Source organism: Pseudomonas sp. SDT291_1_S447, assembly GCF_054070155.1.
Genome location: NZ_JBSVXS010000007.1, coordinates 37536 through 52161 on the forward strand (window position 1 = coordinate 37536; position 14626 = coordinate 52161).

At 54.9% G+C, this 14626-nt stretch carries 9 protein-coding genes; all 9 read left to right on the plus strand.

Annotation, left to right across the window (positions count from 1 at the left end; genetic code table 11):
• Positions 1 to 380 precede the first annotated feature (380 nt).
• The 9 genes from ACW9IR_RS04405 (at position 381) to ACW9IR_RS04445 (ending at position 14624) form a co-directional block, all read left to right on the plus strand.
• Positions 381 to 3782, plus strand: coding sequence for a hypothetical protein (locus tag ACW9IR_RS04405; protein WP_457461856.1), 3402 nt, complete (start codon positions 381 to 383; stop codon positions 3780 to 3782).
• The gene (locus ACW9IR_RS04410) at positions 3782 to 5128 is read left to right on the plus strand and encodes a T6SS immunity protein Tli4 family protein (protein ID WP_110718136.1); all 1347 of its coding nucleotides are present in this window, start codon (positions 3782 to 3784) and stop codon (positions 5126 to 5128) included. The genes ACW9IR_RS04405 and ACW9IR_RS04410 overlap by 1 nt, the downstream gene beginning before the upstream one ends.
• A gap of 160 nt (positions 5129 to 5288) precedes the next feature.
• Positions 5289 to 6629: a T6SS immunity protein Tli4 family protein gene (locus ACW9IR_RS04415; RefSeq protein ID WP_146033693.1), complete on the plus strand. Its 1341-nt coding sequence runs from the start codon at positions 5289 to 5291 to the stop codon at positions 6627 to 6629.
• 145 nt (positions 6630 to 6774) lie between these two features.
• Positions 6775 to 8115, plus strand: coding sequence for a T6SS immunity protein Tli4 family protein (locus ACW9IR_RS04420; RefSeq protein ID WP_457461859.1), 1341 nt, complete (start codon positions 6775 to 6777; stop codon positions 8113 to 8115).
• Between the two features lie 100 nt (positions 8116 to 8215).
• Positions 8216 to 9583, plus strand: coding sequence for a lysozyme inhibitor LprI family protein (locus ACW9IR_RS04425; protein ID WP_110718134.1), 1368 nt, complete (start codon positions 8216 to 8218; stop codon positions 9581 to 9583).
• 138 nt (positions 9584 to 9721) lie between these two features.
• Entirely contained in the window at positions 9722 to 11116 is a 1395-nt protein-coding gene (locus ACW9IR_RS04430) for a TIGR01777 family oxidoreductase (protein ID WP_457461861.1), read from the plus strand.
• A 9-nt stretch (positions 11117 to 11125) separates the two neighbouring features.
• Positions 11126 to 13576, plus strand: a complete 2451-nt coding sequence (locus tag ACW9IR_RS04435; RefSeq protein WP_457461863.1) for an alpha/beta hydrolase — start codon at positions 11126 to 11128, stop codon at positions 13574 to 13576.
• Positions 13573 to 14082: a hypothetical protein gene (locus ACW9IR_RS04440; protein ID WP_414894557.1), complete on the plus strand. Its 510-nt coding sequence runs from the start codon at positions 13573 to 13575 to the stop codon at positions 14080 to 14082. Before ACW9IR_RS04435 ends, ACW9IR_RS04440 begins: the two co-directional genes overlap by 4 nt.
• Before the next feature lie 86 nt (positions 14083 to 14168).
• Positions 14169 to 14624, plus strand: a complete 456-nt coding sequence (locus tag ACW9IR_RS04445; RefSeq protein WP_457461915.1) for a hypothetical protein — start codon at positions 14169 to 14171, stop codon at positions 14622 to 14624.
• Positions 14625 to 14626 lie beyond the last annotated feature (2 nt).

Below are 14626 nucleotides of genomic sequence, written 5' to 3' on the forward strand. Positions count from 1 at the left end.
ATCAAAATGAGCGAGCCGACCTGGAAAAAAATCGGTCGCGTGCCGGAAAGCGACGTCATCGCCAAAGGCGAAACCGATGACGAAGGCAAAGTCACCCTTACCGATGCTGTTCAGAAGAAGCTGTCCCTCGAATACCCACAAAATCCGGAAATGTTCTGGCTGGTATATCCAGGTCAATGCGTTGCGCTCAAGGCACATACCGACACCGGCTGGTCTGAAGAACAGCGTGAACTGCTGGCACTGGCAAGTATGGACTTCAGCAGCGAGCCCCACTCCAACGCCCGTCACGAACAAGCCGGCACAGACAAACTCAGCGCCTTCGAAAACTTGTCACTGACCGACGGCATTGCACTCTTCGACAAATTAAAGGGATTTAAGGCATGAGCAACTTGAACGGCGTTCAGCCCAAGCAACTGAACCAGCTCAACTCAAAAGAAGGCGATGCCTACACCGCTACTTCCGCTCCTGGCTGGTTCATCAAAGGCAATGCCAAATACGGCGAAGCGTTCTCACCTGAGCGCCCGGGCAACGAAGTGAAGTTTTTCACCACCGGTAGCGACTACTTCAAAGATGTCGCCAATGCGATAAAAAACGCTAAGAAATCCATCTTCATTTCCGGCTGGCAGATCAACTACGAAGTGCGGCTGGAGGGCGAAACCCGGCTGTGGGACTGCTTGCACCATGCGCTGCACAAAGGCGCGGCACCGGACATCTACCTCATGCCTTGGCTGTCGCCGAAGGCCGCCGTTGATACCGGTGATCTGGAAACCATGGTGGCCGCGTTTGTTCTGAATGCCGGTCTCGCGAAGAAAAAAGTCTGGTGCCTGCCGGCGATCCAGCAAAGCGACATGGGCACCCTTGGCCTGTTCTTTTCCCATCACCAGAAGATGGTGGTGATCGACAACGAAATCGCCTACGTCGGTGGGATCGACCTCGCCTACGGGCGCCGCGATGACAACAACTTTCGTCTGGCCGCCGAAGGCCGAACCGCCAACGAGTTTTACAACCCGTGCATCCCGCCGATCAAGGAAATCGAAGCCCACAAGCAATACCCGTACATGACCACCGTCGAGTTGATCGGCGCAGCCTTGATGGAGGGTGATGTCTTGAGCAAGGCCCAGCGCAAGCTGGCATGGGCAAAAGATAACAAGATGTTCAACGTGCTGCGGGAAGCCAAGAAAGACGCCGGCGAATGGTTCGCCGAAAAGGGCAAGGACGGCCTGCGCTTGCTCGGTGCGGGTGCTGCGTACTCTACCGGCGGTGTGATCTACATTGCCGAGTTCATCCAGCAACAGTTGACCGGAGACAACCTGGAAGGCTGGAAGAAAAGCTTGCGCCAATGGAAAACCTCGCTCGATGGCGCCGTCGGCACCATTGATCATGAAGTCCAGACGCTGCAAAAAACCGACAGTGCCCTGACTGAACTGCGCCAGGAAGCCAAATCCATCAGCGAGGCCATTGGTGTGGCGCTGAACAAACCGGAGCAAGCCTCGGCCATTCAGCAGCGCGTCGAGAACTGGCTGGTGCGCGCGCAACAGAAAATTCCTGCGGTGACCGCGGTCACTCAGCCGGGTCGCGCCAAGTTGCAAACTCAGGTCACCCGCCTCAAGGGTGAAGTGCAGACCTGGGTAGAGCGCGCTGCTCCGCAGGCGGACAAGTTTCAACAAGACTTGTCCGCCTGGGCTGGCCAAGTCATTAAGTCCGGCGGTCAAATCAGCGAGCAGCTATTGAACGAAGGCAGCGAACTCACCAGCCTGTGGATCCAGCAAACAGGGCTGGGCGCGTTTTATGCCTGGCTCAACAACACGCCAACGCCGATTATCACCGCCAAGGCGATGACGGAATTCGAACAGATCTCCACCCCTTTTGTCCTCTACCTGCACTCGGTTCTCGACCGATTGAGCGATGCTCAAACGGGCCAGCCCTATTCCTACCTGGCCGATCCCGCGACCCGCCTGCTGCCACCCGGCGGCATGATGCTCGACAGCATCAAACAACCGCGCATGCCTTGGCATGACGTGCACATGCGCCTGGAAGGCAGCTCGGTTTATGACCTGTCGCGCAATTTCATTGATCGCTGGAACAGTCTGCAGGCGCGCTTCGACGGCAAAGTGCAAAAGATGCCGAGCGCTCTGGCAGGCCTGCTGAAGTTCGCTGACAAAAACCTAGAGCCTGTCCCGTTCAAACCGCACTACCTCGCGCAACCCGAACGTGTCGCACCAAAGGGCAAAATGAGCATGCAAGTACTGCGAAGCGCTCCGCTGCGCATGCAAACCGAAGAACGCCAGGGCGCCAGCAAGTCAGGCGCCAAAGCCCCAGCCTCCGCCCCGACAGGCGTTCAGGCAAATTGCATGCAGGCCATGCTGCAAGCGATCTCGGGGGCGCAGCATTTCATTTACATTGAGAACCAGTTTTTTCAGAGTGCGTATGGCGAGGGAACCAAGGAGTCACCTTCTGTAGTCGATGGACCGATGCAAAGCTTGATGAGCATCTCAGGGTTACCAGGGTACGAAACCTATAAGAAACGGCTACGACTGGACGAAGTGGAAAAGGACCCTAAGAAGCTTCACAAAATCAATTATTTCGCATTGGCGGAGATGATACGAAACAAAGAGGCCGAGGCGTTTACTCAGGGCGTCATGCAGGTTTTGACCAATCAGGCGACCGTCGAGAGCTTGAATCTCCTGCAAACACCACAAACCGCCCTGATAAACCCCTTGTGCGAAGCGCTGGCCGATCGAATTGAACGCGCGATCGAAATGGGCGAGAACTTTCATGTCTACATGGTTCTTCCCGTGCACCCCGAAGGACCGCTCAACGCGATCAACCTGATGACCCAAGTTCACCTGACGATGCAAAGCATTTCGCTGGGCGAGCAGAGCCTGATAAAACGAGTACAGCGGGCGATGGCGATTAAGGAGCAGATGGATAGAGGGTTCACTGAAGAACATGCGAAAAAAGCAATCGAGTTTGTCAAGGCGCAATCAAACGAACTTAAAGTATACGAAACCATGAAGTGGTCGAAGTATCTGACGCTGTTGAACCTTCGCACATGGGAAAATTTAGATCGGCCAGTTACTGAACAGATTTATATCCACAGTAAATTACTCATTGCTGACGACCGCGTGGCTATTATTGGCAGCGCAAACATCAATGACCGCAGCCAAGTGGGAGATCGAGATTCAGAATTAGCTGTAATCGTGTCTGGCAATATCTCAGCCACAGCAGCAGTCGATGGCAAGAAACAGCATCCTGTTTGCCCTGAAGTAAAAAAGTTACGAGAAAAATTATGGCGAAAGCTGTTTGCTCTGGACGTGAAGGGTCAGGACGTAAAAATCAAACCAGCTACACTCTTAGGCAAAATGATTGACGAACCCGCCGCCCCAAAAACTTGGGAGAGCATACAAGAACAGGCATTGCTAAACTTAACCCGGTACAAAAAAGCTTTCTCTTTCATCCCTAATAATTACGATTCCATTTGGCCAACCTGGATAAAACAAAAAGAAAATACCGCAAAACAAACTACCAACCCGATGGCCAGGGCAAGAGAGTTTATGCCATTTGAAAGCGAATTCTGGAAAAAACCAGTCGCCGACAAAGCGCCCGAAGAAATACTTGGCTTTATCACAGCTCTTCCGGTCAACTGGACAAAAAACGAAAATAATGACTCTGGGTTCAATATGACTATTCTTGCCAAGATAACGCCAAGTATCCAAAGTGAAAATCACGGAAAAATCTTGATCGCATCTGCAGCCAAAACACAAACGATGGAAAACTCCTGATGCGCAACTTTCACTTTTGGCCCATATTTCTAACAATCCTAATGACGGGCTTTCAAAACACCCAAGCTGCTTCTAAGGCTTCATCTGACTCGAGCAAAACAGAATGTCTCGGGCGTACCGTATTTGAAACTCGAGAAGATATTACATGGCACCTGCTTGATGAGCGATGGGACTACTCCGATGGCACCGGCCTTGGCAGTTACTCTCCCGACATTAATCTTGCAGACAAGCAGTTGAGCTATGGAAGCGACCCTTCCGACAACGCATTTCATTTAGTCACTATAGATGTCACTCCAAAAACCACCATCGATACGTTCAATAAACTTGTTCGTAGACACAGCCATGGTTCACTTGAAGCAAAAAAGCGAGTAATACAGGGTGAGATCAACGAAATTTCTTCAGAGATAACTGAAGAATTATCGAAATCAAATCAGGCCAAACACCAAGTGCTCTCCAAAAAAAATAAAGACCTTAATGCGTCACTTGAGAGACTCGACAAAGTAAGTTCAGAGCTCGTTCTACTACCAGCGCTAATAGATCAGTTTGAAGAGCAGGGTCGTCCCACTGATAAATTAGTCGCAGAACTGAAAGCCTACCAAAAAGAATTCGACAGCTACCCTACAGACGAACTCTACGCCGAGCAGTCCTCTTTCGACTTCGGCATGCCAGATGCCTTTGGCGTTCGTCACCCCGACAAACTCATCGTGCTGCTGTGGCGTGACGAGCACATCTACCGCTTCGCATTCGGCCAACAAAGCGACTATTCCGAACACAGAAGCTCGTTCGAAAAACTACTCCCCGCCGCCCGTGACCTGCTCGCGCGGTTCCGTACACGCGCAGAATTTGAGATACCCAAAGAGACTGGCTTTTGCCTGCCCTTCGGCTTCATCGCCGATGATGGCAAAGCCCACTACTCGATCACCATGGCCTGGCATCCCACTGACAATCCGAACCTGCTCTACAGCCTGAGTTTGAGTGACGACATCGGCAAAGCCCTTAATCTGCTCCCAGTATTGACCACGCCGATAATGGGCAGCCCGTTCCCAAGTGCCGGCGAGATTCAAACCTTCGGTCCTTCAAAAGTGCAGATCGGATCGCGCACAGGAATCATGGGCGGCAAGTATTACAAGCCCACGGACCCGCAAGGCGGAGAAACTGAGGTCACAGAACGATTCGTCATGACCGCGGGTCTGGCCAACAAGGGTTATGAGCCAAGCATGGTGTTAAAGGCCCAGAATTACGCTTCGACACAAGTCAGGTCCTTTGAGCAGAGCAAGGAAGACTTCCTCAACATCCTGAAGAGCTTCCGCCTGCAACCGGGTATGGACAAGCTGACCGGTAAGTGAAAGCAATCTGGCGGTGCGTGAATAGAGCAGATTTTTTCAATGCCTAACTTGGATAATCTGCTCTGCAGGAACTTAGTAGTCGAACGTTTTGCGAATGATCTACCAATACACTCTACAAGCCACGCTAACGGCGATCAGCAACTGGATACGGAAGCCCCTGATGTACGCCACTCACTTCTCATATGCCTTATTTACGTCAGCGCTGATCAGCTCACTGGTAGCGCAAGCTGGCACTGTAGACTCTAAATCACAAACAGAATGCCTAGGGCGCTCGCTATTTGATATCAATCAAGATACATCATGGCACTTACTGAACGACCAGTGGGACTATACCGATCGCCTCGATTTTGCCACCTACACTCCGGACATAAGACTGGAGGACAAAGAACTTAATTACGGCAGCGATCCAACAAATGATGCTTACAGTCTCGTCACTATAGATGTCAGTCCAAAAACTACTTTCGAAACATTTAAAAAATTGGTCGACAGACATAGCCCAAGCGTGGTTGAGGCTAAAGAACGAGTTATAAAAAATAAAATAGAAGAAATTTCAGTAGCCATGACCGGTGACTTGTCGCGCTCGGATCCTGATCAATACAAATCCTTAGAGGATGAAAGAGACGAGCTTAGGGAGAAATTTGACAAGTTGGGTAGAGCAACCATAGAGCGAGTTTTATTACCGGGCCTAATCGCTGAATTCAAAGAACAAAAAAAACCTACTGAAAAACTCGAACTTGAACTTGAAACCTACCAGAAAGAGTTCGACAGCTATCCAACAGACGAACTCTATGCCGAACAGTCCTCTTTCGAATTCGGCATGCCAAACGCCTACGGCGCTCGTCACCCCCACAAGCTCATCGTCCTGCTATGGCGCGACGAGCGCGTCTATCGTTTTGCCTTCGGCCAGCAGAGCGCCTATTCCAGACACAGAAGCTCGTTCGAAAAACTGCTTCCTGCCGCCCGTGATCTGCTAGCACGGTTCCGCACACGCGCCGAATTTGAGATACCCAAAGAGCCTGGCTTCTGCTTACCTTTCGGCTTCATCGCCGATGATGGCAAAGCCCACTACTCAATTACCATGGCCTGGCATCCCACTGACAACCCGAACTTGCTGTACAGCCTTAGTTTGAGTGATGACATCGGCAAAGCTTTTGACTTGCTGCCCATATTGACCACACCGATCATGGCCAACCCGTTCCCAAGCGCCGGCGTCATTCAAACCTTCGGGCCTTCAAAGGTGCAGATCGGTTCGCGCGAAGGACTTATGGGTGGCAAGTATTACAGACCCACTGATCCACAAGGCGATGAAAACTCTTCCACAGAACGCTTTGTCATAACCGCCGGAACGGCCAATAAAGGCTGGGAGCCTAGCCTAGTATTGAAAGCCGAGAATTATGCTTCAAAACAAGTCAGAACCTTTGAGCAGAGCAAGCAAGACTTCCTCAACATCCTAAAGAGCTTCCGCCTGCAACCTGGCATGGACAAGCTGACCGGTAAGTGAAAGCAATCTTGCGGTGCGCAATAGAGCAGATCTGTTCAATGTCCGACTTGGATAATCTGCTCAGCACCGCAGCAATTAGCCGTCGAACGAATACGCTATACACGTCCCGTTAATAGCGATCAGCAACTGGATACGGAAGCCCCTGATGCATGCCACTCACTTCTTATATGCCTTATTTACGTCAGCGCTGATAAGTTCACTGGTAGCGCAAGCCGGCACTGGAGAGTCTAAATCACAAACAGAGTGCTTGGGGCGATCGGTATTCGACATAAAACCAGAATTAACGTGGCACCTGCTTAACGACCAATGGACCTATACTGCCGGCACTGATTTCACCACTTATTCACCGGATATACGCTTGGCGGACAAGCAGCTCAGTTACGGCAGTGATCCAACAAATGATGCATACGGTCTAGTCACCATTGAAGTCTCACCTAAAACCGATTTAGAAACCTTTAACGAATTGGTCAGCAGCCATCGCCCAGACATAACCGTGGCAAAAGAACGTGTAGTAAAAAACAAAATCGACAAAATTTCAGAAATAATGACAGGTGACTTATCTCGCTCGGCCCCCGCAAAATATAAATCACTGCAAAAGCAACGACTCGATCTCCGCAAAACATTAACCAGAATCAGAAAAGTAAGCACCGAACTCGTTGTGCTGGCGGACTTTATAAGTCAATTCAAAAGAGAAAACCGTCCCTACAAACATTTTGAAGTTGAATTGGAAGCCTACAAAAAAGAATTCGATACCTACCCAACAGATGAACTCTACGCCGAGCAGTCCGCCTTCGACTTCGGCATGCCAGACGCCTACGGCGCTCGCTATCCCGACAAACTCATCGTGCTCTTGTGGCGTGACGACCGAATCTATCGCTTCGCATTCGGCCAACAAAGCGACTATTCCGAACACAGAAGTTCGTTCGAAAAACTACTCCCCGCCGCCCGTGACCTGCTCGCCCGGTTCCGCACACGCGCAGAATTTGAGATACCCAAAGAGACTGGCTTTTGCCTGCCCTTCGGCTTCATCGCCGATGATGGCAAAGCCCACTACTCGATCACCATGGCCTGGCATCCCACTGACAATCCGAACCTGCTTTACAGCCTGAGTTTGAGTGACGACATCGGCAAAGCCCTTAATCTGCTCCCGGTATTGACCACGCCGATCATGGGCAACCCATTCCCAAGTGCCGGCGTCATTCAAACCTTCGGCCCTTCAAAAGTGCAAATCGGATCGCGCACAGGAATCATGGGCGGCAAGTATTACAAGCCCACGGACCCGCAAGGCAAAGAAACTGAGGCCACAGAGCGATTCGTCATGACCGCAGGTCTGGCCAACAAGGGATATGAACCGAGCATGGTGTTGAAGGCCGAGAATTACGCTTCAACACAAGTCAGAACCTTTGAGCAGAGCAAGGAAGACTTCCTCAACATCCTGAAGAGCTTCCGCCTGCAACCGGGTATGGACAAGCTGACCGGTAAGTGAAAGTAGAATCCGCGGGCGCAAATAGAGCAGATTTTCCGTAAGGGAGACTTGGGTAAATCTGCCTCCCCCGCAAAACCTGAATGACTCAAGGAAGAACACATTGAACCGTTTTGTTTTTACCCTGCTAGCCGCGCTACTACTGCCAGTTTCAGCGGCCTATGCGCAGGACGATTGCAGCCATGTCACCTCAAGCCTGGAAATGGTGCCCTGCTCGGAGGCGGCGAAGAAGGCTGCCGATGCGCAGTTGAATGTCAGCTACAAGCAGCTAATGACGCGACTTGAGTCTGAGTATCGAGCAGATCCGGCGTTGGGTGCGGAGTACGCGGCGAAGGTTAAAGAATCGCAACGTGCGTGGTTGAAATTGCGCGATGCGAACTGCCCTTTGGAGGCATTCGAAATCGAGACGGGGATGCCGGCGCATGTGTTCGCCGTTAACTCGTGCATCGCTAGAATGAGTCGCGAGCGCTCGGCGTATCTGGACAAGATTGTCCCTGCGCTTGCATCCGATAAGAGCGCTTCGACGGCACCGACCAGCGACGCTTGCCCCTCGGAGGAGTTCGCGCCGTTCCTGACAGCGTTTTCCGCCAACAGCGAATCACAACGCCGTCTGACTGCGATGACGGTCAAGTCGCTGGTGTTGAAACCGGTAGCAGGAAAGGATCGAAGTACCTTTGAGCCTTCGACCTCGGGAGTCAGTGGAGCTACTTTCAACTATCCGCTGATGGCCGCCATCACGCCCGGCAAGACACCTGGAGTCGAGATCGAAGAGGTCGACGACAGTCACGTCAACGTTGTGGATAAAAGGGCAGGCAACAGCAATGTGAAAATCTTCAACTTCTCTCGTCAGGCGTGCTGGGTGCTTGAGGGGATTGAGGATTGGTCGATCAGTGAGAAGGATCTTGTCGCAACAGAGAACCCGGGAATGAGCCGCGCTGAGAACTTCTGTTATCAGCGTGCCGAAGCGTTGGGCGGGCTAGGGTTTCTTGAGCAATACCCGCTGACGGTGGAGTTGATTGAAGCGTCGCTGGAAAATTTTGTCTGTGCTGCAGAGTCGGGTGACGCGCAGGCGAGCCTGTCGGCGGCAAGCCTGAGCCTTTCGCAAATGGCGTCTCAGTTGGAAACGAGCAAGGTAGAGGCGTTGTTCAAAGCGGCCTCGAAAATACCAAGTGGCGCGCTGGCCTATGCCACGTTTCTTTGTTCAGGAAACTCCACTGACTATAACGGCCCTTGCCTCCATCCCGAGCAGGCAAAAGAGCAGGTTATTCGTGCTATTTCCATGGGCTCAGCTGATGCGATGAATTATCTGGCCTCGACCTTTGAAGGTGGCGAGTTTGGAGCGAAGGATATGTCCCGGGCGTTAGCCTGTTATCAGATGGCGGCTGACAAAGGTAATCAGTTGGGCATCTTCAACGTGGGGCGATTGGGATCGCAGGGCGCTGAACCTATCAAGGCCAGTCACTGCATCTGAAATGCCGGGTCATGTCTGATGCGTTTTCGCAGTCGTTGAGTCTGAATCCGTCCGGTAAAACGTTTAGTTTTTGAGCATCTGACGACCGCGATTTTCCTTTAAACTCCCCACCCCCAAGGAATGCGCTCAGGACACGGAATGCCAGCCCCCTCTATCTCCCTTCGCCCCGCGTTAGTGCTCTGGTTATACGCCGCCGCAATCGTGCACATTCTCGCCGGTCTCACCCTGACCTGGGCCGGTCATTCCGGATTACTCGACGGCTATCTGCACACCCTCGAACTCGCATTCTGGGGCGCTGATGCGGTTCCCACCGCCGGCCACGAACAACAAGTCTGGTGGCTCGCGCTGTTCGGCGCGACGCTGCAAAGTTATTCGCTGTACATGCTCGCGTTGGTGCACTTGGGCAATCGCTTGAAAGCCCCGGGAGTCTGGGGCTGGTTGAGCGCCGGCATCCTGTTATGGGCGCCGCAGGATATGTGGCTGTCTGCGCAACAACAGGTCTGGTCGCACCTGTGGCTCGACGGCTTTGCATTGCTGGTGTTGTTGCCGCCGTTGTTCTGGCTTTATCGGCATGACCGCCGAAAGTCTCCTGCAGTAAAGACTCCGAGCCAATCCAACCCGTTTGCCGGCAGCGCTTTCAAACGCGTGCTGATCACTGGCGGTACCGGGTTCATCGGTGAAGCCTTGGTCAATCAATTACTCGACGCGGGCCATTCGCTCAGCGTACTGACGCGCGATCCGTTGACCGCGGCCAATCTATTCAACGGTCGCATCCGCTGTGTGCATTCGCTCAGCGAACTTAGCCACGACGAAGCCTTCGACGTAGTGATCAATTTCGCCGGCGCCCCTGTCGCCGGCCCACGCTGGACTCCCAAGCGTCAGGCGCAACTGCTCGCCAGCCGAGTCGGCACCACCGAAGCGTTGATGACCTGGCTGAAGAACACCAAGCACAAACCCACGCTATGGATTCAAGCCTCGGCCATCGGTTTCTACGGCGTACGCGATGCCAGCGAAAGCCTCGACGAACACGCCAGCAAGGGCGACGGCTTCATGGCCGAACTCTGTGCGCGTTGGGAAGCCGCCGCGCAACCGGCCACTGAGTTTGGCGTGCGTCAGGTGGTGCTGCGCCTCGGCGTGGTGTTCGGCCCCGGCGGTGCGTTGACGCCGTTGCTGCTGCCGTTCCGTCTGGGTTTCGGCGGACGCATGGGCGATGGTCGGCAGATCATGAGCTGGGTGCATTGCGACGATGTGCTTCAGGCGATCGCGCGGGCTTTCAACGACGACACTCTGCGTGGCACCTACAACATGGTCGCGCCCGAAACGGTCAGTCAGGCAGCGTTCGCCGAGCAGGCCGGCAAGGTCCTCAAGCGTCCGGTGTGGTTCCATATTCCCGCCGCGCCAGTGCGTGCATTGGCGGGGGAGATGGCGCAGCTGTTCTTCGACGGTCAGCGCGTGGTGCCGCAGCGTTTGACCGAGGCTGGCTACACATTCCGCTATCCAACCCTCGACGCCGCTCTGCGCGATCTGACCTGAGGATCGCTCATGAGCAAGCCGTTGATGTACCTGCTAGCCGGCAACGGTAGCGCTGCCGATTGGTGGGACGACGCGCTGCCGCACTTTCAGCGCTACGACGTGGTGCCGCTGGAGTTGCCGGGCTTCGGCGCCAATCCGCTGCCAACCTGCGAGGATCTGGCGGACTACGCGCAGACCTTGTTGGCGATGACGCAGAAGGGCAGCGCGATCATGGCAGTCGGGGTCAATGCTTTGCTTGTATTGCATGCGTTGCAGCGTCGGCCCGGACACTTTTCCCGCAGCGTTTTGTTGGCGCCGGTCGGTGCGTTTTTGTGGCAGCGTCGATTGCCGGCGCTGATGTCACCGCTGCCGATCCGCAAGACCATCCACTGGCTGCTGTCGAACAAACCCACGCTGTTCGCGCGCAAGTTTTCCAACCAGACTTGGACGCCCGAGCAGTACCAGCGCATGGGCGCCGGCTATGCGCGCTGCCGTGCGTTCGTGCCGCACTGGGATCTGATTCGCGCCGACACTGCGCTGCCGCTGCTGGAGTGGATCACCGATCCGGTCGAGCTGGTTTGGGGCGATCAGGACGCGGTGCTCGGCATCGAGCAAGCGGCGGCGTGGTCGGCGATTCTCGCCCGCGCTGATCTGACCATCAGCCTCAAATCTGGTTGGGGTCATTACCCGTGGATCGACTCGCCCGCCGAATTCGCCGAGTGGCTGGAGTCGGGCGAGCGCGGGTTTGTCGCCCACACCAAGGGCGGGCGTTTGCGCCTGGCTGAACTGGCGCGGCAAGCGGTACCGGCAGCGCTGACGCTCAACGATTGCAGCGATCCGCGTCTGCCGACGTTTCTCGCCGCCCAACCTGATATGACCTGGGCGGTGCGCTCCTCCAGTTATGGCGAAGATCAGGCCGACTCCGCGAATGCCGGTTTGAGCACCACCTATCTGCGCGAGCCGACCGCCAATGTGCCGAAACGCATTGCTGAATTGACGGCCGAAGGCGTCGAGGAAGTGGTGGTGCAGCGCTTCATCACTCCGGTGGTTTCCGGGATCGCGTTTGTGCGGCATCTGTCGGTAGAGCTCGAATGGGTTGTAGGCCATCTCGAATCGCTCGCCGACGGTCGCGTCAGCCCCTCGCGGGCAACGCTTTCGCGGCTTGGCGATGCTTGGCGCAGCGGCACGTTCACGCCGTCCCACGGTTTGACCGAAGACCTGCTCTGGCGCTTTCTGCAAGACGTACTGCGCGTGTTCCACTACGTGCCCGGCGACGTCGAATGGGCCTGGGACGGTGCGCAATTGTGGCTGCTGCAATACCGACCGATCAGCGACTACGGCTGGCGCCGACACCTGACCGCCGCCAACATCGCCGAGATCCTGCCGCCGCAACCGAGCGTGTTGGTGGAATACGCCCAACGCCGAGCCGCCGCGAGTATTCCGGCGATCATGGCGCGTTGGGATGCGCGGGTGCTGCAGGACAACGAGCCGTTCACCGCGGTGTTCGGCGGCGCGTCCTACATCAACAATGATCTGTTTCTCGCCCGGTTGGCCGACTGGGGCATCAGCGCCGATAACTACGCTGGTGAAGTTGGCGGCGCGACGCCACATCTGCCGTGGCAACCACTGAGGATGTTGCGTTCGTTGCCGTTGTTTTGGCGTATGCAACGCAAGGCTCGCGGCCATTTGCTGAACCTTGAAAACGGCTTGCAGCGCTTTGATCGGGAACTGGCCGAACTCGTCGTCCAAGCTGCCGATGGCCAACAACTCGCGGACTGGTTCACCCGGTTTTACGTGTTCGTGGTGCAAGGCAATCTGTGCATCGCCACGGCGCTGGCGAGTAGCGGCGGCGATTGGCTGGGCCGTCCGCCGACCGCTTACGACAACCTTGAAAACAGTCCTCACCGCTTGCCTTGGGAAACCGATCCGGCCACCCCTCGACCCGCGTCGAGTGAGCTGCCATTACAACCATTCCCGCAATGGCCAGGTCTGATCCGCCTCGCCCATTCGAGCGGCCTGCCGGGCTTGCGCGGCTACTACCTGCAAGTACGCGAGTGGTATCGCGACAACCTGATGCGCATCTTCTTCCGTCTGCACCACGCCATGCCGCTGGCGGACCGCGAGCATTGGTTCGCGCCGCATCCCGACGTGCGCACCCGCGACGGCAGCTTCTGGCAGGACGGTCGCGAAGGTGCGGAGCAGGCCACCGGGTTCATGATTTATCCGGGGCAGGTGCAGGGCATTCTGGGCAAGGATATTTTGCTCGAAGACACCCTCGATCCGGGGCGGCATGCGCATTACCAAACGGCGCGGGCGGTGATTGCGCGGATGGGTGGGCGCTTGTCGCATGGCTCGACGTTGCTGCGTGAGTTGCGAAAGCCGTCGGCGGTGATGCCACAGGTTGATCCGGCGTGGGTGGGGTGTGAGGTGTTGTATCGGGATGGTGAGTTGCAATTGATTAATTCGAAGGATGCGAAGTGAAACGATTGCTGGTGTTATGTGTGAGCTGGTTGCCGATAGCTGTTATGGCGGCAGAAGTTTGCAATCAGGAAGCTGACTCGAAATATTTCTTATCGCAATGGTCGCAGAGCAGTGAACATCCGGAAGACATACTTTCCAGTCTCGATGGAAAAGAATTTTCTATCGATCCGGGCCACGTGGTTTTTCGCGGCGATCTAAATGGCGATGGCATCGAAGACTTCATCTTCAATTCCCGCGTCGGCATTGGCTCATCAATGGATAGCACATTCGCCTTCCTGATCCAGTGCCGTGGTTATTTGAGGTATTCGGGCGGCGGTTACTTCGCCGGGGTCAAAGTTCTGGACGGCCCAGCCAAGGGGGGAGGTGAGTTCAAGGACATCGAGATCTACTCCTACATCAGGGACAAGCGCGGGCGGATTCGCTACAAGGGTGAAAAGGCCATGACCCGGCCACATCTGTGGCAATTCGACCCGCAGACACAGCGTTACGAAGGGCAGGCTGAGTAAGCCGACGGTCCCCACGGCATTTACGGAGTTACTACGTGAAAGGATTTTCGATTGTTCTCGGCAGCTTGATATTGGCTGCCGCGTCTATGGCATTCGCTGCCGATCCAACCTTCAAGGATTACACCGTCACGCCAGTTTTCAACGGCCCCAACCATAAGCTGGTGCCGCAAGAAAACAGCAGCCCAATGATGGATCAGGCACGGGTGCAAGCCCTGAAAGGCAAGGTCAACTTCGCCGGCCATTACATCCTGCACAGGCTCGGCTGTGGCGGCAGCGCGATTTGCGGCGAAGTGCTGGACGCTCAGACTGGGGAAGTCGTTGGCGGTCTACCGAATGCTTACGACGGCAGCACGTTCGGCATGGTTTACCAGCCCGACAGCAGCTTGATTATCGTGTCCGGCATCACGCTCGACGGCGAAGAAGATGCCCAAGGGAATGCTTTGGAAAGTGGTAACCGGGACCGTTACTACGAATTTGTGAAAAACGAATTCCGGCTGCTGAGCATGACCGACGTGGAATCGTCGCCGATGGAAGAGGAGTGAGT